Source organism: Roseivivax isoporae LMG 25204 (assembly GCF_000521865.1).
Lineage (GTDB): Bacteria > Pseudomonadota > Alphaproteobacteria > Rhodobacterales > Rhodobacteraceae > Roseivivax > Roseivivax isoporae.
Map to the genome: position 1 here is coordinate 82342 of NZ_JAME01000013.1, position 20174 is coordinate 102515.

At 71.7% G+C, this 20174-nt stretch carries 19 protein-coding genes; 14 read left to right on the forward strand and 5 right to left on the reverse strand.

Annotation, left to right across the window (positions count from 1 at the left end; translation table 11 throughout):
• Positions 1-97 precede the first annotated feature (97 nt).
• Positions 98-3220 carry a CheR family methyltransferase gene (locus RISW2_RS10215; RefSeq protein ID WP_043770050.1) on the forward strand — a complete coding sequence of 1041 codons (3123 nt, stop codon included), beginning with the start codon at positions 98-100 and terminating at the stop codon, positions 3218-3220.
• On the opposite strand, the gene RISW2_RS23480 is transcribed toward RISW2_RS10215, so the two are convergent.
• Positions 3210-3791: a response regulator gene (locus RISW2_RS23480; RefSeq protein WP_051491923.1), complete on the reverse strand. Its 582-nt coding sequence runs from the start codon at positions 3789-3791 to the stop codon at positions 3210-3212. The genes RISW2_RS10215 and RISW2_RS23480 overlap by 11 nt on opposite strands.
• 162 nt (positions 3792-3953) lie before the next feature.
• On the opposite strand from RISW2_RS23480, the gene RISW2_RS10225 reads away from it, so the two are divergent.
• The 13 genes from RISW2_RS10225 (at position 3954) to RISW2_RS10285 (ending at position 16214) form a co-directional block, all read left to right on the forward strand.
• Positions 3954-4592 (forward strand): hypothetical protein, encoded by a 639-nt coding sequence (locus tag RISW2_RS10225; protein ID WP_156943820.1) that lies wholly within the window; start codon positions 3954-3956, stop codon positions 4590-4592.
• A 238-nt stretch (positions 4593-4830) separates the two neighbouring features.
• The gene (locus RISW2_RS10230) at positions 4831-5490 is read left to right on the forward strand and encodes a cytochrome c3 family protein (protein WP_043770056.1); all 660 of its coding nucleotides are present in this window, start codon (positions 4831-4833) and stop codon (positions 5488-5490) included.
• Positions 5478-8207, forward strand: a complete 2730-nt coding sequence (locus RISW2_RS10235; RefSeq protein ID WP_043770059.1) for a 4Fe-4S dicluster domain-containing protein — start codon at positions 5478-5480, stop codon at positions 8205-8207. The genes RISW2_RS10230 and RISW2_RS10235 overlap by 13 nt, the downstream gene beginning before the upstream one ends.
• Positions 8204-9544, forward strand: a complete 1341-nt coding sequence (gene nrfD / locus RISW2_RS10240; RefSeq protein ID WP_043770062.1) for an NrfD/PsrC family molybdoenzyme membrane anchor subunit — start codon at positions 8204-8206, stop codon at positions 9542-9544. Before RISW2_RS10235 ends, nrfD begins: the two co-directional genes overlap by 4 nt.
• Complete coding sequence (locus RISW2_RS10245) at positions 9541-10053, forward strand: DUF3341 domain-containing protein (protein WP_043770065.1); 513 nt, start codon at positions 9541-9543, stop codon at positions 10051-10053. The genes nrfD and RISW2_RS10245 overlap by 4 nt, the downstream gene beginning before the upstream one ends.
• Positions 10050-10589: a c-type cytochrome gene (locus RISW2_RS10250; protein WP_043770068.1), complete on the forward strand. Its 540-nt coding sequence runs from the start codon at positions 10050-10052 to the stop codon at positions 10587-10589. The genes RISW2_RS10245 and RISW2_RS10250 overlap by 4 nt, the downstream gene beginning before the upstream one ends.
• A complete protein-coding gene (locus RISW2_RS10255; protein ID WP_156943821.1) occupies positions 10582-11595 on the forward strand; it encodes a hypothetical protein in 1014 nt (337 codons plus the stop codon). Before RISW2_RS10250 ends, RISW2_RS10255 begins: the two co-directional genes overlap by 8 nt.
• A complete protein-coding gene (locus RISW2_RS10260) occupies positions 11588-11917 on the forward strand; it encodes a hypothetical protein (protein ID WP_043770071.1) in 330 nt (109 codons plus the stop codon). The genes RISW2_RS10255 and RISW2_RS10260 overlap by 8 nt, the downstream gene beginning before the upstream one ends.
• Positions 11914-12636, forward strand: coding sequence for a thioredoxin domain-containing protein (locus tag RISW2_RS24540; RefSeq protein ID WP_043770074.1), 723 nt, complete (start codon positions 11914-11916; stop codon positions 12634-12636). The genes RISW2_RS10260 and RISW2_RS24540 overlap by 4 nt, the downstream gene beginning before the upstream one ends.
• Positions 12633-13574 (forward strand): cytochrome c oxidase subunit II, encoded by a 942-nt coding sequence (coxB, locus tag RISW2_RS10270; protein ID WP_043770077.1) that lies wholly within the window; start codon positions 12633-12635, stop codon positions 13572-13574. The genes RISW2_RS24540 and coxB overlap by 4 nt, the downstream gene beginning before the upstream one ends.
• Positions 13571-15250, forward strand: a complete 1680-nt coding sequence (gene ctaD / locus RISW2_RS10275; RefSeq protein WP_051491925.1) for a cytochrome c oxidase subunit I — start codon at positions 13571-13573, stop codon at positions 15248-15250. The genes coxB and ctaD overlap by 4 nt, the downstream gene beginning before the upstream one ends.
• Complete coding sequence (locus RISW2_RS10280; protein ID WP_043770080.1) at positions 15250-15879, forward strand: cytochrome c oxidase subunit 3; 630 nt, start codon at positions 15250-15252, stop codon at positions 15877-15879. The genes ctaD and RISW2_RS10280 overlap by 1 nt, the downstream gene beginning before the upstream one ends.
• Entirely contained in the window at positions 15879-16214 is a 336-nt protein-coding gene (locus RISW2_RS10285; protein ID WP_043770082.1) for a hypothetical protein, read from the forward strand. The genes RISW2_RS10280 and RISW2_RS10285 overlap by 1 nt, the downstream gene beginning before the upstream one ends.
• Here the strand turns inward: RISW2_RS10285 and RISW2_RS10290 are convergent.
• Genes RISW2_RS10290 through RISW2_RS10305 form a run of 4 tightly spaced genes read right to left on the reverse strand, consistent with a single transcriptional unit; the run spans position 16201 to position 20141 of the window.
• On the reverse strand, positions 16201-16452 hold the full coding sequence (locus RISW2_RS10290; RefSeq protein ID WP_043770085.1) for a hypothetical protein: 252 nt from the start codon (positions 16450-16452) through the stop codon (positions 16201-16203). The genes RISW2_RS10285 and RISW2_RS10290 overlap by 14 nt on opposite strands.
• 34 nt (positions 16453-16486) lie before the next feature.
• The gene (locus RISW2_RS10295; protein ID WP_043770089.1) at positions 16487-18664 is read right to left on the reverse strand and encodes a xanthine dehydrogenase family protein molybdopterin-binding subunit; all 2178 of its coding nucleotides are present in this window, start codon (positions 18662-18664) and stop codon (positions 16487-16489) included.
• Positions 18661-19635: an FAD binding domain-containing protein gene (locus RISW2_RS10300; protein ID WP_043770091.1), complete on the reverse strand. Its 975-nt coding sequence runs from the start codon at positions 19633-19635 to the stop codon at positions 18661-18663. Before RISW2_RS10300 ends, RISW2_RS10295 begins: the two co-directional genes overlap by 4 nt.
• Positions 19632-20141, reverse strand: coding sequence for a 2Fe-2S iron-sulfur cluster-binding protein (locus RISW2_RS10305; RefSeq protein ID WP_084615330.1), 510 nt, complete (start codon positions 20139-20141; stop codon positions 19632-19634). Before RISW2_RS10305 ends, RISW2_RS10300 begins: the two co-directional genes overlap by 4 nt.
• Between the last annotated feature and the right edge of the window lie 33 nt (positions 20142-20174).

Here is a 20174-nt window from a genome sequence, read left to right on the forward strand (position 1 = left end):
ATCAGGACCTGCGACATGCGGTCGGTGCACCCGAGGGGCCTGCCGAACCGCCGCGACGGGAACACGCGGCGGAAGATCGCGGGGGGTAGGGACAGCCATGGACCCGAGGACTAGGACGACCATCGTCGGCATCGGCGCGTCCGCCGGTGGCATCCCGGCGCTCGAGACGTTCTTCGGCCGTCTCGGCACGGTGCGGCGGATGGCCTTCGTGGTGGTGACCCACCTCAATCCCGACCATCACAGCCGCCTGCGCGAGGTGATCGCGCGCCATGCCGGGATCGACGTGCTGACCGCCGAACACGGTCAGGAAGTGCGCCCGGGCCGGATCTACGTGATGCCCGAGGCGTGCCTTCTGCGCATCTCCGGCGGCCGGCTCACCCTGTCGGAGGCGCCGAAGGACGGGCCGCGACCCAATCCCGTCGACGTGTTCCTCTCGGCGCTCGCGCAGGACCAGGGCGACCGGGCGGTCGGCATCGTGCTGTCGGGGGGCAATTCCGACGGCACGCTCGGGATCAAGGCGATCAAGGAATGTGGCGGGGTCACGCTGGCGCAGACCACGGGCACCGACGATGCGCCCGCCCACGGCCGCATGCCGAGGAGCGCCATTTCCACGGGCCTCGTCGATTTCGCGGTGCCCGTGACCGAGATGCCCGACACGCTGCGGCGCGTGATCGACAGCCGCGCCTCGTTCGAGGCGCTGTCGGTGCATGTCGAGGACGGCGGGCGCGACCCGGCGCTCGACGTGGCCTTCGAGGTGCTGCGCAGCCACACGGGGCACGACTTCTCGGGCTACAAGCGGCGGATGTTCCTCCGCCGCCTCGCACGGCGGGCACAGATCGTCGGCACGCCCAGCCTCGAGGGATACGTCGCGCGCATGCGCAAGGACCCGGCCGAGGTCATGGAGCTCTACCGCGACCTCCTCATCAACGTGACGCGGTTCTTCCGCGACGCCGAGGCCTTCGAGGCGCTCGAGCGGCACGTGATCCCGGAGCTCTTCCGCGACCGCGGCCCGGGCGACATCGTGCGCGTCTGGATCCCGGGCTGCGCCACCGGCGAGGAGGTCTATTCCATCGCCATCCTGATGCAGGAGCGGATGGCAGCCCTCGACGCGCCGCCGCAGGTCCAGATCTTCGCCACCGACATCGACGAGGCGGCGCTGCAGGTCGCCCGCGCCGGCCGCTACCCCGAGGAATTCGCCTCGGGCATCCGCCCCGACCGGCTGCAGCGGTTCTTCCGCCGCGAGGCCGGCCAATACGTGGTGGAAAAGCCGGTGCGCGACCTCTGCATCTTCTCGGCGCACAGCGTGATCTCGGACCCGCCCTTTGCGCGGATGGACCTGCTGTCGTGCCGCAACCTCCTGATCTACTTCGCCCGCGATCTGCAGGACCAGGTGATCCCGACCTTCCACTACGCGCTGAAGCCGGGCGGCTTCCTGTTCCTCGGCACGTCGGAGAGCATCAGCCGCAAGGACGACCTTTTCCAGCCGGTCGACCGCCAGCAGCGCATCTTCCGAAGCCGCGCCACCGCGGGCGCGCGCCCCGAGGTCCCGCGCGGCTTTCTCGGCGGCAGCACGGGGTTCGGGCGGATGACTTTCGGACCCTCGGAGCCGCGCCCGTCACGGGCGACCCTGCAGCTGCGCCAGCGCGTCGAGTTGCAGGTGCTCGACCGGCACGCGCCACCGCACGTGGTGGTCGATGCCCGCGGCGAGGTCGTCTACTACTCGGCCCGCGTGAGCCGGTTCCTCGAGATCCCGCGCGGCGCGCCCAGCCGACGGCTTCTCGACATGGTCCCGCGCGAGATGCGGTCGGACCTGGCGGGCGTCCTGCGCGAGGCGATGGAGACGGGCCTGCCGGCCGAGCGCAGGACGGCGCCCGCGGTCGACGCGGGCCATCCGGCCGAATACCTCCTGACGGTCGAGCCGATGCACCTCGGCGGCCACGACGAATCCGTCTACCTCGCGCTCTTTTCACCTGCCCCTCCGGCCGAGGAGAGCCCAGCCCGGGCCGAGGCGCAGCATCACGACAGCCAGGACGACGAGCTGCGAGAGATGCGCGAGCGGCTGCATTCCACGATCGAGGAATACGAGACCGCGCTCGAGGAGCTGAAGGCGTCGAACGAGGAACTCGTGTCGGCCAACGAGGAGGCACAGTCGGGCAACGAGGAGCTCGAGGCGTCGAAGGAGGAGATGCAGACCCTCAACGAGGAGCTCTCGGCCACCAATGCCGAGCTGACCCGGCGGCTCGAGGAACTCGATGCCGCGCACGACGACATGCGCAACCTCTACGACGCGACGCAGATCGCGAGCGTCTTCCTCGACGCGGATCTCGTGATCCGGAGCTACACGCCCGCGGCAGTCACGTTCTTCCACCTGCGCGAGAACGACGTCGGCCGCCCGCTGAGCGATCTGGCCCACGCGCTCGACCGGGACTTCCGCGACGACCTGCGGCGGGTGCTCGAGACCGGCGAGATGCTGGAGCGGCGCGTCGGGCCGCACGGAGCCGAGCGGCGATACCACCTCGTGCGGCTCATGCCCTACCGCGCCCGGTCGGGTGACGTGGCCGGCGTCATCGTCACGCTCATCGACATGACGAGCCTCGCCGCAGCCGAGGACAACCACCGCATCCTCATCGACGAGTTGAACCACCGCGTGAAGAACATGCTCTCCGTGGTCATCTCGGTGGTGAACGCGACCCTGCGCAACGCGAAGGGAACCGAGGATTTCGAGGCGGCCGTGATCAGCCGCCTGCACGGCATGGCCCGCACCTATGCGCTCCTGTCCGAGGAGCAGTGGCAGGACGTCTCGCTCGACGCGCTGGTGCGGCAGGAATGTTTCGCCCACGATCCCGCGCGGTTCCGGATCGAGGGGCCGGATGTGCCCCTGCCCGCGCGCCGGTCGCTGCCGGTGGGGCTCGTGCTGCACGAACTGGCGACGAACGCCGCAAAATACGGCGCGTTGAAACATTCCGACGGCACCGTCCGGATCCGCTGGACGGTGGATGGCGGCTGGGTGCGGCTCGACTGGCGCGAATGCAACGGACCGCCGGTCCGAGAACCGGAGGCCGACGGGTTCGGATGGCAGCTGATCGAGGGCCAGATCCGCCACCAGCTCGACGGCGCGCTGGACCGCCTGTTCCACCCGGACGGGCTGCAGGTGACGATGCGCTTTCCCCTCCGGACGCCCGGCACGGAGGAAAGCGACGCGCCCGGCGTCAGTTCATGATCTCGGGCCCGTCCCGTTCGAGGACGCGCGTGCATTTGCCGAACAGCCACGTCGCACGGTCGCCGGAGGGCACCTCGCCGCGCTTCACGGCGGCGATCGCTTCGTAGAGCGCGCGTTCCACCAGCCGGTCGGCGCTGGCCGGATCCTTGAGAAGGAGCCGGGACCAAACGCGCAGCATGGGCAGCATGCGCTCCACGTCCTGCCACGGGTCGACCTGCGGATCGTGCAGCCGCGCGAAGGCGTCGCCGAGCGCGTCGGGCATCACCGGCTTCGAGATGATCTGCACGTGTCGCAGGGCTGCCGGCAGGTCGTCGGTCCGTCCGCGCCCGGTGTAGAACACGAAGGGCACGTTGCGCCGTGCCAGCGTCTCGGCGACCGGGTAGACCATGCGCCCCGCCATATCGAGGTCTAGGATCGCCGCCTCGGCCACCGCGGCGTGTTTCATCGCGGCACCTATGGTCAGGGCCGGTCCCAGCACGGTCGCGCCGGTACGCCTGAAGAAATCCCCGATCTCGTGCGCCTGGAGATAGTCGTCCTCGACCACCAGCACGCTGCGTCCTCGCATGTCCATCGCTTTTTCCCTCCACCCCTAGTCCGGAAGCTTGAACCTGCACGTGAACCAACGGGCGCGGGCCGCTGTTGTTCCCCCCTCCTTCGCGGCGAACCGCGGCGGGAATCCGCGCCGGCAGGGAACATCGGCGCGTCCGGCCTGTTCGAGCCGACCAGCAGGCGCGTGAACCCGAGCGCCGCGGGAGAGCTGCCCATGCTGGCCTGGCTGCAGGAAAACCACGCGACGGTGTCGCTCGTCGTCAATGCTGTCTCCGCGGTCGTGTGGCTCGTGTACCTGCAGATCTTCCTTCTCAGCTTCCTCGGCGAGCGGCGCAGCGTCATCGTCATCCACATCGGCGGCAGCCGCGGCCAGAGTGCGCGGGTGTTCATCAGCAATCTCGGCTCGACGCCCATCTACCTCGTGGGCATCCTCATGCGGCTCAACTCCGGCGAGGACTCGCACCTCGCCGCCGTCACCGACCGCGACGAGCTGAACGCGCAGGACCTCGAACGGGCCTCGGACCGCACCACGCAGGGGCCGCTGTCGCCGGGCGGCTTCCGCGACATCGGCGACTTCGCGACGCTTCGGGAACGCGCGCGCCTCACTGCCGGGCGCAAGACGCTGCCCGCCCATCCCGAGGAGATCGTCATCTACGTCGTCGCGCAGTCGGGAAACCGCGGCCGGCTCGTGGGCTGCCGGCAGCTCTTCTGCCGGAACCAACAGTCCGAAGAAGACGACTACGTGCCCAAGGAACTGTCGGTGAAGCAGATCCCGAACCTCCGCCGGGCGCGCTACCGCGAGCTTCTGGACACCCTGCGCTAGCCGGCCGGCCCGCAGCGTGCCCGGGCGCGCGGTACGGTGTCAGCCGCACCACGTTTTCCGCCGTGGCTGGAACATCTTCATCCGCGGCCTGTTTGCGGCTCCGGACGAACGCGGAGGCGCGGGGCCCGGGACATTCCCCCTCGCGTCCAGCGGCGCCCTTGCCGTCGCCGGCCGACCGGGCCGGCGCGAAACGCAGGAACGAAGCCGCGCCGGACAGGGCGCGTGCCGGGAGAGCCGGATGAGCCAGATCTTCGGGCCCAGAGCCAACACGGTCGCGCGCCTCGCGCTGCCGGCGCTGGTCCTGGTCCCGGTGGCGATCCTGTCCCTCGTGATCTTCCTGCAATGGACCGACAACGCGACCGGCGAGAACCGCATCGTGTCGCAGCCCGTGCCCTTCAGCCACCGACACCACACCGCCGAGGTCGGCATCGACTGCCGCTACTGCCACACGACGGTGACGGAAAGCGCCAGCGCCGGGCTGCCGCCCACCAAGACGTGCATGACCTGCCACAGCCGGCTCTATGCGCAGGAGGAGATGCTGCAGCCCGTGCGCATCAGCTGGACCGAGGGCACGCGGCTCGACTGGAACCGGGTCCACGACCTCGCCGACCACGTCTATTTCAACCACTCGACGCATGTCACGAACGGCGTCGCCTGCACCACCTGCCACGGTGCCGTGGGCGACATGCGCCTCATCGGGCAGGCCGAACCCCTGACCATGGGCTGGTGCCTCGAATGCCACAGGGATCCGGGCCCTAAGCTGAGCCCGCCCGAACGGGTCTTCGCCCCCCTGCCGCCGCGCGAGGCCCGCATCGACGCCGGGGCGATCCACGCCCTGCTCACGCGCTACGACATCGACACCTCGACCCTCACGGACTGCACCACATGCCACCGCTGACCGCCCCGCCCGACCTCGGCGGCGGCGCCGACCTCGACCGCCGCGCGGCGCTCAAGCTCTTCGCCGCGGGGGCCGCGGCGCTCGCCTCGGGGTGCCGCCGCTCCGAGGACATGCTGCCCTACCGCGACATGCCGGAATACGGCGCCTCGGGCGACGCGGTCCTCTTCGCGACGGCGCTGCCGCTTGCGGGCGCCGCGCGCGGCGTGCTGGTCGAAAGCCGGCAGGGCCGGCCCACGAAGGTGCACGGCAACCCCGACCACCCGGCGAGCCTCGGGTCGACCGACGTGTTTGCCGAGGCCGCGCTCCTGTCGCTCTACGACCCGACCCGGTCGGCGAGCCCGGCGGCCGGGAACACGCCGGTCTCGTGGTCGGCGGTGGCCGACGTGCTGCGCCAGGCGACCGCGGACGGCGGCGAGGGCACCGCGCTCCTGACCGGCCCCGTCGGATCGCCGACCCTCGCGCGCCAGATCCGGGCGCTCCTCGACGCGGCCTCGGGCCTGCGCTGGTTCAGCCACCGTCCGGCCGCGCCCGCGCTCGAGGTTCCGACGCGCGCGGCGGGCCACGACCGCGTGCAGCTCTGGCCGGACTGGGAGCAGCTCGACACCGTGGTGACGCTCGGCGCCGACCCGCTGGGACCGGGCCCCGCGCAGGTCGCCATGACCAAGGGCTGGACGCGGGCACGCGCCGACCGGCGCGGGACCTTCACGATGCACGCCTTCGAGCCCGTACCGACCCTGACCGGCACCAAGGCCGACCTGCGCAGTCCCGTCTCGCCCGCCGAACTGCCGCGGGTGGCACGGGCACTGCTCGCCGCGCTCGACGGCGGTGAGGCGCCCGCGGACGTGGCGCGGGCGGCGCGGGCGCTCGCGCGGGCGCGGGGCCGCGCGGCGGTCCTGCCCTCCGCGGACCTGCCGCCCGGGGCGCTCGCCGCGGTGGCGGAGCTGAACCGGCGGCTCGCGGCCCCCCTCGCACGTCTCCTGCCCTTCTGGCACTGGCCCGATGTCCCGCAGGAGGATGCGGGTGCGCTCCTGTCGGCACTGGACGAGGGCCGGGTGCAGAGGCTGGTCGTGCTCGGCGCGAACCCGGTCTACGACCTCGGCGCGCCCTTCACCGACCGGCTCGACGGCGTCCGGCTGGTGCATCTCGGCCACCGGCAGGACGAGACGGCCCTGCGCGCGGAGATGCACGCGCCGCTGCACCATCCGCTCGAGGACTGGTCCGACCTGCGCGCGGTCGACGGCACCGCGGCCCCGGTCCAGCCGCTCATCGAACCCCTGCACGAGTCGCGCTCGGCCCACGAGGTGGTCGAGATGCTGCGCGGGCGCGCCGGGCGTGCCGCCCGCGACCTCGTCGAGGACACGTGGCGCGCCCGCTGGGGCGAACGCTTTGCCGCGCGCTGGCAGGAGGCGCTGCGCACGGGCGTGATCGCGGACTTCCCGCCGCCCGCCACGGTCCCGGACGAGCCACCCGCGCCGGACGATGCGCCGGCTGCGGATGGCGACGGTTTTGCCCACGTGGCGCTCCTGTCGCACGCGGTCCTCGACGGCAGCCACGCGTCGAACGCCTGGCTGCAGGAATGCCCCGCGCCCCTGACGAAGCAGGTCTGGGGCAACGCCGCGAGTCTCTCGCCCGCGGATGCCGATCGGCTCGGCGTGGCGGAGGGCGATGCGGTGGTCCTGCGGGGCCGCGGCGCTGCGGTGCGCCTGCCGGTCACGATCCTGCCGGGCCAGGCGGCGGGCACGGTCGGCACGACGCTCGGCTACGGGCGCAGCGCGGCTGGCCCGATCGGCAGCGGTGTCGGCGCGGATGTCCGGCCCCTGGGCCCCCGGGTCGAGATCGAGCCGGCCGGCGAGGAGGGCGGCCTCGTGCGCACCCAGGTCGAGTTCGGCCAGCACGGCCGCGACATCCTGCGCAGCGTCAGCGCGGAGGACCCCGGCCTCGAGACCGCGCACCACGCCTCCGAAAGCTTCTACGCGCCCTGGGACTACGACAGCCCGTCCTGGGGCATGGTGATCGACACCGATGCCTGTTCGGGCTGCAACGCCTGCATGATCGCCTGCCAGGCCGAGAACAACATCCCCGTGGTGGGTCCCGACGAGGTCGCGCGCGGCCGGCACATGCACTGGATCCGCATCGACGCCTACGACGTCCCCGAGGACGACGTGCGGGGCTTCCAGCCGGTCCCCTGCATGCATTGCGAGAAGGCGCCGTGCGAGCCGGTCTGCCCCGTCGCGGCGTCGGTCCACGACGAACAGGGGCTGAACGCGCAGGTCTACAACCGCTGCGTCGGCACGCGGTTCTGCCAGGCGAACTGCCCCTACAAGGTGCGGCGCTTCAACTTCTTCGACTATGCCGACAGCCAGGCCTACGCGCATCTCGGCGCCGACCTGCTGCAGGCCGCGCGCAATCCCGACGTGTCGGTGCGGGGGCGCGGCGTGATGGAGAAATGTACCTACTGCGTCCAGCGGATCGAGGCCGCGCACCACCGCGCGTCGCGCGAGGACCGCCCGATCCGCGAAGGCGAGGTGGTGACCGCCTGCCAGGCCGCCTGCCCCGCCGAGGCGATCACCTTCGGCGACGTCGCCGATCCCGAAAGCGCGGTGAGCAGGGCGCGCGACGATCCGCGCCACTACGCGCTGCTCGAACATCTCGGCACGCGGCCGCGCACCACCTACCTCGCCCGCGTCGTGCCGCCCGCAAGGTCGGAGGACGGATGACCGCGACCGACGCCATCCTGCCCGACCGCGCGCCGGGGCGCCTGACCGCCGACGTGGCGGACCCGATCCTCGCCCGGCGGGCCGGGCGGATCTGGTGGGCCTGCCTCGCGCTCTTCCTCGCGCTGACGGTGCTGATGGTGGTCAGCCTGACCGTGCTCGCGGTCTCGGGCGTCGGCATCTGGGGCATCAACACCTCCGCCGTCTGGGGCTTTGCCATCGTCAACTACGTCTGGTGGATCGGCATCGGCAACGCGGGCACGCTGATCTCGGCGATGCTGCTCCTGACCCGGCAGCGCTGGCGGACCTCGATCAACCGCTTCGCCGAGGCCATGACCCTCTTCGCCGCCTGCATCGCGGGGCTCTTCCCGATCTTCCACCTCGGGCGGCCGTGGCTCTTCTACTGGCTCGTGCCCTATCCCAACACGATGGGCCTCGTGCCGCAGTGGCGCAGCCCGCTGGTCTGGGACCTCTTCGCCATCGCGAGCTACATCCTGTTCTCGCTGATGTTCTGGTACACCGGCGCCATCCCCGACTTCGCCACGCTGCGCGACCGCGCGAGGGGCCGGCTGACCCGCGCGGCCTGCGGCATCCTCGCGCTCGGCTGGCGGGGCTCGGCGCGGCACTGGCAGGTCTGGCAGGGCTATTACGGCGCCATGGCGGCGATGGGCGTGCCGCTCGTGATCTCGGTCCACTCGGTCGTCGGCATGGACTATTCGGCGGGCCTCGCGCCCGGCTGGAACGAGACGATCTTTCCGCCCTACTTCGTCGTCGGCGCGATGTTCTCGGGCTTCGCCATGGTGGTCGTGCTCGCCGCGATCTTCCGCCGGGCGCTCGGCGTTCCCCACATGATCACCGACCGGCATTTCGACATCATCGGCAAGGTGCTGCTGGCGGGGTCGCTGGTCATGACCGTGAGCTACGCGACCGAATGGTTCTACGCGTGGTATTCGGGCGAGCCAGCCGAACAGCGCATCGTCGCCGTCCAGCTCTGGGGCGACTACTGGCCGCTCTACTGGGGGATGCTCGCGGGCAACTGCATCCTGCCGCAGCTCTACTGGGTGCCGTGGTGCCGCCGGACGCTGTGGGTGACCGTGCCCGTCGCCATCGCCATCAACATCGGCATGTGGCTCGAACGCGTGGTCATCACCGTCGTCCCGCCGACCCGCGGCTACCTGCCGTCGCAATGGGGATCCTACTGGCCCACGTTCTGGGACTGGGCGCTCTTCGCGGGCACGCTCGGCTTCTTCGGCCTGCTCTTCACGCTCTTCCTGCGGGTGATCCCCGCGGTGTCGATGCACGAACTCAAGGAACAGGTGGACGAGGAGGTGCGCGCGTGACCGCCCGGCTGCTTCTCGTCTTCACCGACACCGCGTCCCTTGTCGACGCCGCGCGCACCCTCCGGACCGAGGGCGTGGACGGCATGGACGCGCACACCCCCTGGCGGGTGGCCGATCTCGAACCGGTGCTCGAGCCGCCGGCGCACGGCGTGCGGCGCACGATGCTGATCGCGGGCCTTGCGGCTGCGGCGGGCGTGTTCCTGCTGCAGACCTGGTCGGCGGTCTGGTTCTACCCGCTCAATGTCGGGGGACGGCCGCTCTTTTCCTGGCCCGCCTTCGGCTTCGCGACCTTCGAGACGGGGATCCTCGGCGCCGCGGCGGGGGGGTTCGTCGCGATGATCCGCGCCTGCGGGCTGCCGCGGCTGCACGACCCGTTCTTCGACACCGCCGAGACCGAGGGCGCGAGCGACGATCGGTTCTTCCTGTCGCTGCCGCGCGAGGGCGCGCCCGACCGGCTGCGCCTGTCGCGGCTCGACGGCCTCGCCCGCATCGTGGAGGTCGGCCGATGACGCGCCTCCTGTGCGCCCTCGCGCTGGCCGGCACCCTCGCCGCGTGCCGCGAGGAGTCCTCGCTCGCGAACCAGCCCAAGCTCGAGCCGTGGGAGCGCACGGCGATCTGGGCGGACGACGCGGCGGCACGGCCCTGGCCCGCGGGCGTGGTGCCGCGCCACGCGCCGCACGACCTTGGCCCGGGCGCGCGTCCCGAGGTCACGCCCGCCCTGCTCGCCCGCGGCCAGGAACGCTACGGCATCTTCTGCGCGCCCTGCCACGGGCCGACCGGTGCGGGCGACGGCCGCGTGGTCGCGCGCGGCTTTCCCGAGCCGCCCTCGTTCCTCGGCGCGCGGCTGCGCCGGACCGGGGCAGAGCATTTCGTGCGCGTGATCGGCGACGGCTATGGCGTGATGTTCCCCTACGACGACCGCGTTCCCCGGCCCGACCGCTGGGCGATCGCGGCCTATATCCGCGCCCTGCAGGCCGCCTCGCCGCGGCTCGACCCCGCGCATGCCGCCCGCGCCGCGGTTCCCGTGGAGGACCCGGATGGCTGAGGCGCGACGCATGCCCCTGCCCGGCCCCGCGCGGGCCGCGATGCCGGCGCTCGGCGCCCTCGCGGTGCTCGCCGCGGCCGCCACGCTCGCGCCCGGGACCGCGGCCGCGGGCGCGCTCGCGGCATGGCTCTTTGCCCTCTCGGTCACGACGGGGGCGGGCCTCTGGCTCCTGATCGCGCGCCTGACGGGCGGGCGCTGGCCCGGGGCGGCGCCCGCGCTGCCGGCACTGGCGCGGCTCACACCCCTGATCGCGCCCGCAGGCGTGCTCCTCTTCCTCGCCGGGCCGCTCCTCTACCCGTGGTGGGAGGGCGTTCCGGGCCTGCGGGGCGAGGTCTACCTGGTGCCCTGGTCCTTCGGGCTGCGCGGCGCGGGCATCCTCGCGCTCTGGTCGCTGATCGGCTGGCTCGCACCGCGCGGGCCCGGCCCGGTCGTGGCGGCGGTGCTGCTGACGGCCTACGGGATCAGCGTCGGTCTCGCGGGCCTCGACTGGGTGCTCTCGCGCGATCCCGACATGCTGTCGACCGCGTTCGGCATGCTGCTCGCGGCGATGCAGCTCGGTCTCGCGCTGGCCGTGGCGGCGGCGGCCGGACTGGATGCCCGGGCACCGCAGGGCGTCGCCGATTGCGGCGGGCTTCTGCTGGCCTGCTGTCTCGGCAGCTTCTACCTCGCCGCGATGCAGTTCCTGGTGAGCTGGTCGGGCAACCTGCCCTTCAAGGCTGCGTGGTTCGGGGCCCGCACAGACGCCACCGGAACGGCCGTCATCGTGACGGCGCTGGTCCTCGGCGTCCTCATGCCCTTCGCGGCGCTCCTCGGCACCTCCGCGCGGGGATCGCCCGCGGTCCTGCGCGCCGCGGGCGCCTCGGTCGCGGCGGGTGGGGTCCTGCACCTCGTCTGGCTCGCCGCACCCGGCGCCATGGCGGGCGCCCTCGTCGTGGCGGCGGCGCTCGTCCTGCCCGCGGCGCTTGCCGTCCCCAGCATCCTGCAGGGGAGCGCGCGCCATGGATGAACTGCGCCATCCCGATTTCCCGGTCTTCCGGGTCGTCGTGGCGATCGCAGCGGCGTTCGGCATCCTGATCGCGGCGGTCGCGGCGATCTATCTCGGCTATTCCGGCGCGCGCGCCCCGGCCCCTCCCGCACCGGCCGATTTCGGCGTGCCCCGGCTCGAGACGGCGCCGGTCGCCCGCCACGAGGCGTGGGCCGCCCGGCAGCGCGCGCTTCTCGACGGCGCGGAGGGCCGCCTGCCCATCACGGAGGCGATGCGGCACGTGCGGGACCGCGCCGATCCCTACGCCCCCCTGCCCCTGCCCGACGACGGAGGCACGCGATGATCCGGATGCTGCTCGCCCTCCTCGTCCTGTCGGGACCCGCTCATGCCGGGCTGACGGCGGCCGAGCTCGACACCGTGCGGTCCGACCCGCCGCCCGGCGCGCAGGTCGACCTCGGAACCGGGCTGCCCACGATCCTCGTCTTCGCCGACCTCGATTGCGGCGCGCTCTGCGACGCGATCCTCGCGCGCACGGCGGACGAGCTGTCCCGGACCGGGCTCGAGATCGGACGCGACTACGCGCTGGTGGTCGTCGGCATCGACCCGCGCGACGGGTCTTCCGAAGCCCGCTCCTTCGTCGCGGCACAGGCGGCCCCCCTGCCCGCCGCGCGGATCGTCACGCGCACGCCCGACGCGGACACGCTCGCGGACCTGACGCGGGTGCTCGGCTACGGCTACCGGCACGATGCCGCGAACGACCGCTTTGCGCACCCCGCGGTCCGCCATGTCCTGACAGCCGAGGGCCGGGTCGCGCGCGTCCTGCCGGCCTTCCGGGTGGCCGAGGGCGACATGCGGCGGGCGCTCGTCGAGGCCGGCGAGGGCCGCGTCGGCACGGTGGTCGAGCGCGTGGCGCTCGCCTGCTACGGCTTCGACCCGGTGACCGGCCGCTACTCCCTGTCGATCACGCGCGCGGCGACGGCGGGCGGCATCGCCTCGACGCTCCTCGTCGCGGGCGGGATCGCCCTCGCGCTGCGGCGCGAACGCCGCGGGAGGTCCGCATGATCTGGTCCATCGCCCCCGAACAGGCCTCGACCCAGGCCGAGGCCTTCGACCGGATCTTCGCCATGATGACCGGCTTCTCGCTGTTCGTCGTGGCGCTGGTGGGTGCGCTGATCTTCGTCTTCTCGCTCCTGTTCCGGGCCAAGCGCGGCACCCCGCGCCGGTCGGTGAAGGCGTTGCAGAACCGCCAGATCGAGGTGTTCTGGACCGCCGTCACCGCGTTCTTCGCGATCTTCTTCTTCTGGTACACCTCGACCGCAAGCCTCGACGCCATCGAGGCGCCCGCGGGCGCCATGGAATACCACGTCGAGGCCAAGCAGTGGATGTGGAAGACCCGCCATCCCTCCGGCGCGCGCGAGCTCAACGCCATGCACGTGCCGGTCGGTCGGCCGGTGACGGTGTTCCTCAACTCGCAGGACGTGATCCACTCGTTCTACGTGCCCGCGTTCCGGATCAAGCAGGACGTGGTGCCGGGCCGCACCTCGACGGTCTGGTTCGAGGCGACGAAACCCGGGACATACCGGCTTTTCTGCGCGGAGTTCTGCGGCACCGACCATGCCAAGATGACCGGCAGGGTCGTGGCCATGGCCCCGGGCGACTACGCCCGCTGGCTCGAGACCCGCGCCGAGGGCGAGACGCTCGCGGCCACGGGCGCGCGGCTCTTCGTGTCGGCCGGCTGCGCGGGCTGCCACGAAGAGGGCAGCGACGTGCATGCCCCGTCGCTCGCGGGCCTCTTCGGCCGCGAGATCCCGCTGGCCGACGGGCGCCAGGTGACCGCCGACGCGGACTACCTGCGCGATTCCATCCTGCTGCCCGGACGCGACATCGCCGCCGGCTACGAGCCGATCATGCCGAACTTCTCGGGCATGCTCGAGGACGGCGAGGTCGAGGCGCTCGTGGCCTACATCCGCACGCTGTCAGAGGAGGAGGCATCCCGATGAGCCTGACCGACACCGAGGGTCACATCGCGCAGGAACCGGACTACCTCGGCGCCGGGCACAGCGTGCGGTCGTGGCTCCTGACCACCGATCACAAGCGTATCGGCATCCTCTACCTCGTCACGCTCGTGTTCTTCTTCCTCGTCGGGGGCGCGGCCGCGACGGCGGTGCGCCTCGAACTGGCGACGCCGCCAGGCGACCTCGTCTCGCCCGACACCTACAACCGCCTCTTCACGCTCCACGGCGTCATCATGGTGTGGTTCTTCCTCGTGCCCGCGGTGCCCTCGACGCTCGGCAACTTCCTGTTGCCGCTCGCGATCGGCGCGCGCGACATGGCGTTCCCCAAGCTCAACCTCGCGAGCTGGTACATCAACCTCGCCGGCGGCATGCTCGCACTCGCCGCGCTGCTCCTCGGCGGGGTCGACACGGGCTGGACGTTCTACACGCCCTATTCCTCGCTCTACTCGAATTCCTACGTGACGCTGGCCGCGCTCGGCGTGTTCGTCGCGGGCTTCTCGACCATCGCGACCGGGCTCAACTTCATCGTGACGGTTCACACCCAGCGCTGCGAGGGGCTCACCTGGATGCGCCTGCCGCTCTTCGTCTGGGCGCTCTACGCGACCTCGGTGGTGATCGTGCTGGCGACGCCGGCACTTGCCATCGCGCTGATGATGGTGGTGCTCGAACGGGTCTTCGGGCTCGGGCTCTTCGACCCCGCGCAGGGCGGCGACCCGATCCTCTTCCAGCACATCTTCTGGTTCTACTCGCATCCGGCGGTCTACATCATGATCCTGCCGGGCTTCGGCGTGGTGAGCGAGGTGCTGACCTGCTTCTCGCGGCGCAAGATCTTCGGCTACGAGGCGATGGTGTTCGCCATTCTCGGCATCTCGATCTTCGGCTTCTTCGTCTGGGGCCACCACATGTTCGTGTCGGGCCAGTCGGCCACCGCGAGCCTGGTCTTCTCGCTCCTGTCGTTCCTCATCGCGATCCCGTCGGCCATCAAGGTGTTCAACTGGTCCGCGACGCTCTACGGCGGGCACATCACCTTCGAGGCGTCGATGCTCTACGCGTTGGGCTTCGTCGGGCTCTTCACCCTCGGCGGGCTGACCGGGCTCTTCCTCGCCTCGGTGCCGATCGACGTGCACGTGCACGACACCTACTTCGTCGTGGCGCATTTCCACTACATCATGGTGGGCGGCATGGTCTCGGCGTTCTTCGCCGGGCTGCACTTCTGGTGGCCCAAGATCAGCGGGCGGATGTATTCCGAGCTGTGGGCGCGGCTCGCGGCGCTGCTGATGTTCGTGGGCTTCAACTTCACCTTCTTCCCGCAATTCATCCTCGGCTACATGGGCATGCCCCGGCGGTACCATTCCTACCCGCCCGAGTTCGAGATGTGGAACGTGCTGTCCTCGGCAGGCGCGGTCATCCTCGCGGTCGCCTACCTGATGCCGTTCGTCTATTTCGGCGTCTCCGTGCTGCGCGGGCCGCGGGCGGGCGACAATCCCTGGCAGGCGCGCGGGCTCGAATGGCAAACCGCCTCGCCGCCGCCGCGCGAGAATTTCGGCCGCCTGCCCACGGTCACCGGCGGGCCCTACGACTACCATGCGCAGGGCGAGGAGCCGCACGCCCGCGAGGGCGACGTGACGTTCCCCGGCCGGTCGGATTCGGAGCGCCGCTGATGCCCGAGGCCCTGCACGAACCCTTCGAGGACATCGCCAGCCAGCGCAGCGCCGAGCAGGCGGGCATCTGGATCTTCCTCGCCTCCGAGGCGGTCTTCTTCGGGGGGCTGTTCCTCGGCTACGCGGTCTACCGGCACCGCTATCCCGAGGCCTTCGCCGAAGCGCTCGGCGAGACGAACCTGGTCCTCGGCAGCGTCAACACCGCGCTCCTGCTCGTCTCGAGCGCGACCATGGCGCTTGCGGTCTGGGCCGGGCGCGCCGGGGCGCGGCGGCTGACGACGGCGGCGCTCGTGGCGACGCTGGTGCTGGGCCTCGCCTTCCTGGGCGTGAAGGGCGTGGAATACGCCGAGGACATCCGCCACCACCTGGTGCCCGGGCATCCGGACTTTCCAGTCGACCGCCTCGGGGCCGAGATGTTCTTCTCGTTCTACTGGGCGATGACCGGCCTTCACGGCCTGCACATGGCGATCGGACTCGGCATCATCGGCTGGACCGCGCATGCCGTGGCGCAGGAGCGCATCGCCTGGCGCGAGACGGCGCACCTGCACGTGGTCGCGCTCTACTGGAACCTCGTCGACATGGTGTGGATCTTCCTCTTTCCGCTGCTCTACCTCGTGGGGAGGGGCTGATGGCGGAGAGGTCGCAGACCCGCATGATCCTGCGCGCCGCGCTCCTTTGCGTCGCCATGCTGGCGCTCGCCGCGTCGTCGGTCGCCGCGGCGCTGCTTCTCGGGGGCTGGGCCGGCACGCTCGTGCCGCTCGGGATCGCCTGCGCCACGGCGGCGATCGTCGCGGTCGGCTTCATGGAAGTGCCGCATCTCGACGCGGTGAGCGCGATCTCGGCCGCGCTGGCGCTCGCCCTCGTCGCGGTGCTGTTCGGGCTCACCTTCACCGACGAGCTCACGCGGGCGCACATCCCGCCGGGATTCGGCGGGATGGCGCCCGGCGAGGTCAGTACCGAGTGACCGGGTCGCTCGCGGGAAAGGTCTCGTCGACCGCCTCGTCCTGCGCGTCCCAGTCCGCGGGGCTGTCCCGCTGGGCCGCGGCGCCCGCGTCGCGCACCGGCGCGGGCTGCCCGGGAGGGCCGCCGTCCTCGTAGCGGCGGAACGCCACGCGGTGCGCGGCCGCCCGCCGGCTGTACCGGCGGGCAAGGAGGTATCCCGCACCGAGGACGATCAGTCCGGGGACAAGGCGCGTCAGCATGGTGAACCTCCGTTCCGTTCGGGTCGCGCGGGTCTCACTCCTCGAGACCCGCCAGCACGCGGTCGGGCGTCGCCGGCAGGTCGCGCACGCGGACGCCGCAGGCATGGTGGATCGCGTTCAGCACCGCCGCCGCCGCGCCGCAGATGCCGAGCTCCCCGATGCCCTTCGACATGAGCGGACCCGCCCAGGGATCGCGCTCCTCGAGGAAATGCACGTCGAGCGGCGGCACGTCGGCGTTCACCGCCATGTGGTACTCCGCGAGGTCGCGGTTCACGATGTGGCCGTCGCGGCGGTCGTGCACCATCCCCTCGGTCAGCGCCATGCCGATGCCCCAGGTGAGGCCGCCATGGCATTGCGACCGCGCGGTCTTCTCGTTGAGGATGCGGCCCGCGGCAAAGGTGCCGGACATCCGCCGCACCCGCACCTCGCCGGTGACGTCGTTGACCGCCACCTCGGCGAAATGCGCGCCGAACGTCGATTGCCGGACCTTGCTGAAGGCGTCGCCCGCCTCGATATGGCCGTGCCCCTCGAGCGTCGCCCCGTCGAGGAGGTCCGCAAGCGCGACCCGCCTGTTGCCGCAGGTGGCGGTGCCGTCCTTGAGCGTCAGCTCGCCTTCCCCGCACTCCATCCGCCGCGCGAGTTCGGCGCGGATCTCCTGCGCGGCGAGCCAGACCGCGTTGCCGGTCGTGGCCGCGCCCCAGGACCCGCCCGAGCCCGAGCCCGGCGGATAGGTCGTGTCCCCGAGCCGCACCTCGACCTTTTCGGCCGGAAGCCCCAGCGCCTCGCCCGCGATCTGGGTCAGGATGGCGTAGGTGCCGGTTCCGATGTCGGTCATGTCGGTCTCGACCACGGCGCCCTCGGGCGAGAGCGCGATGCGCGCCTCGGCCTCCATCATCACGTTGACGCGGAACGCGGCCGACATGCCGGTGCCGATCCACCACTCGCCCTCGCGGCGGGCACGCGGTTTCGGTGCGCGGTCGGACCAGCCGAACCGGCGCGCACCCGTCTTCAGGGCCTCGGCCAGCATGTGCGACGAGAACGGGATGCCGCCTTCGGGATCCGTGTCGGGGATGTTGCGCAGGCGCAGCTCCACCGGGTCGATGCCGATGTCGTTCGCCAGCTCGTCCATCGCGCATTCGAGGATGGTGACGCCGACCGCCTCGCCCGGCGCGCGTACCGACCCCGCCGCCGGGCGGTGCAGGCGTTCGAGCCGCTCGCCGATCACCCGGTGCACCGCGCCATAGGCGAAGGCCGTCGCCTGTGTCACCGGTTCCTGGAAGACCTCGCCAGGCAGGTTCGACACCCACGCCTCCTGCCCGATCCCCGACAGCTTGCCGGTGCGGTCCGCGGCGAGCCGCAGCCGCTGCCGCGTCTCGGACCGGCGGGTCACCGTCTCGAACACCTGCCGGCGGTGCTGCACCACGCGCACAGGGCGGCCGAGGTCCTGCGCTGCGATGGCGGCCGCGACCGCCTCGGCCGCGATGCCGAGCTTGGAGCCGAAGCCGCCGCCCACATAGGGGGCAAGCAGCCGGACCTTGGCCGGGTCGATGCCGAGGCTGTCCGCCAGTTCGTTGCGGTTGTATTTCAGCATCTGAAGCGCCGAGCGCACCGTCAGCGCGTCTCCTTCCCACCAGGCCACGGCGGCGTGCGGCTCCATCGGCGCGCTCGTCATGCTGGGCGTGGTGTAGGTGACGTCGAGCCGGTGCGGCGCCTCGGCCATGGCGGCGTCAAGGTCGCCGGTCGTGTCCGGCTCGCCTTCGGTCTCGACGTCACCGGGGTTGACCGGCAACGGCCCGCCATCGGTGCGCAGCTGCAGCGCCTGCGCCGCGTGGCGCGCGGCCTCGAAGCTTTCGGCGACGACCAGCGCCACGGGCTGGCCCACGTAGTCGGCGCTGTCGACGCCCTGCACCGGCGCGGCGTTGGCCGTGCCCTGCGCGGCGTTGCGTACCATCCGCTTGTCCCGGATGACGGCAAGCACGCCCGGCATCGCGCGGACCTCGTCGGCGTTCCCGACCTCGATCGCACCGAAACCGGGCGCGCGCACCAGCATGCCGTAGGCGCAGCCCTCGGGCACGTCGTCCGCGGCGTAGACCGCGGCACCCGTGACCTTCAGCACGCCGTCCGGGCGGTCGAGCGCGGTGCCCAGAAGGCCCTGCGCGAACGCCTCGGCGCGCTCCTCGCTCTGTCCATCGACCTTGAGGTCCAGTGTCATGCGGTCGCCTCCTCGAGAACGGCCCTCAGCACGCGGCGCGCGAGCGGAACCTTGAATTGCGTGCCCTCCTCGGGGACGGCCCCTCTGAGGAGCGTGTCCGCCGCGGCATCGAAGACCGCCGCCGACGGCTTTTCGCCGACGAGCACGGCATCGACGTCGGGATCACGCCATGGCACCGTGCCGAGCCCGCCGAAGCCGATCGCGGCATGGGCGATGCGGCCGCCCTCCATCCGGACGACCGCGGCGACCGAGACCAGCGCGAACGCGTACGACGCCCGGTCGCGCACCTTGCGGTAGATCTGGCGGTCGCCCTTCGGCGCCGGGAGGTGCACCGCGGTGATCAGGTCGCCGGGGGCCAGAACCGTCTCGATGTCGGGCGTCTCGCCCGGCAGGCGGTAGAAGTCCTGCATGGAGAACCGTTCCGCGGCACCCTCGGAGCGCTGCACGTCGATCGTGGCGTCGAGCGCCCGCAGGGCCACCGCCATGTCGCCGGGATACAGCGCGATGCACTGATCGGACGTGCCGAGGATCGCGTGGTTGCGCGTCTCGCCGCCCATGGCCGCGCAGCCCGATCCCGGCCTCCGCTTGTTGCAGGCCGTGTCGGTGTCGTAGAAATACGGGCAGCGCGTGCGCTGCAGGAGGTTGCCGCCGGTCGTCGCCTTGTTGCGCAGCTGGCCGCTCGCGCCGGACAGGAGCGCCCGCGACAGGACCGGCCAGGTGCGCCGCACGCGGGCATCGGCGGCGACGTCGCTGTTCGTCACCGTCGCCCCGATCCGCAGACCGTCGCCATCCTCGGCGATGCCGCCGAAATCGAGCCGCGAGACGTCGACCAGCGTCTCCGGCGCCATCACCTCGAGCTTCATGAGGTCGAGAAGGTTCGTGCCGCCGCCGATGAAACGGGCATTGGCCTGCGCCGCCGCGCGGCTGGCGGAGACCGGATCCTCCGCCCGGACGTAGTCGAAGGGTCTCATGTGGCGTCACCCGTCCCGGCAGTCTCGCGGATCGCGGCGTTGATGCCCGGGTAGCAGGAGCAGCGGCAGAGGTTCCCGCTCATCCGCTCGGACAGTTCGGCCTGCGTCAGCTCGTAGGGCCCGTCGAGGTCCGCGCTCGCGTGGCTCGGCCAGCCCTCGGCGATCTCGTCAAGCATGCCGGTGGCCGAGCAGAGCTGGCCGGGCGTGCAGAAGCCGCACTGGAAGCCGTCGTGCTTCACGAAGGCTGCCTGCAGCGGCGACGGCGCGCCGTCCGACAGGCCCTCGACCGTCACGATCTCGTCACCCTCGTGCATGACCGCGAGGCTGAGGCAGGAATTGATGCGACGGCCGTTCACGAGGACGGTGCACGCGCCGCACTGGCCATGATCGCATCCCTTCTTCGATCCGGTCAGGTGCAGGTGATCCCGGAGCGCGTCGAGAAGCGACACGCGCGGGTCGATGTCCAGCGTCCGTGCACGCCGGTTGACTGTGAAGCTGAGGTTCATGGCGTCTCCGTAAATGCGCGGCCGCAGGCCGGC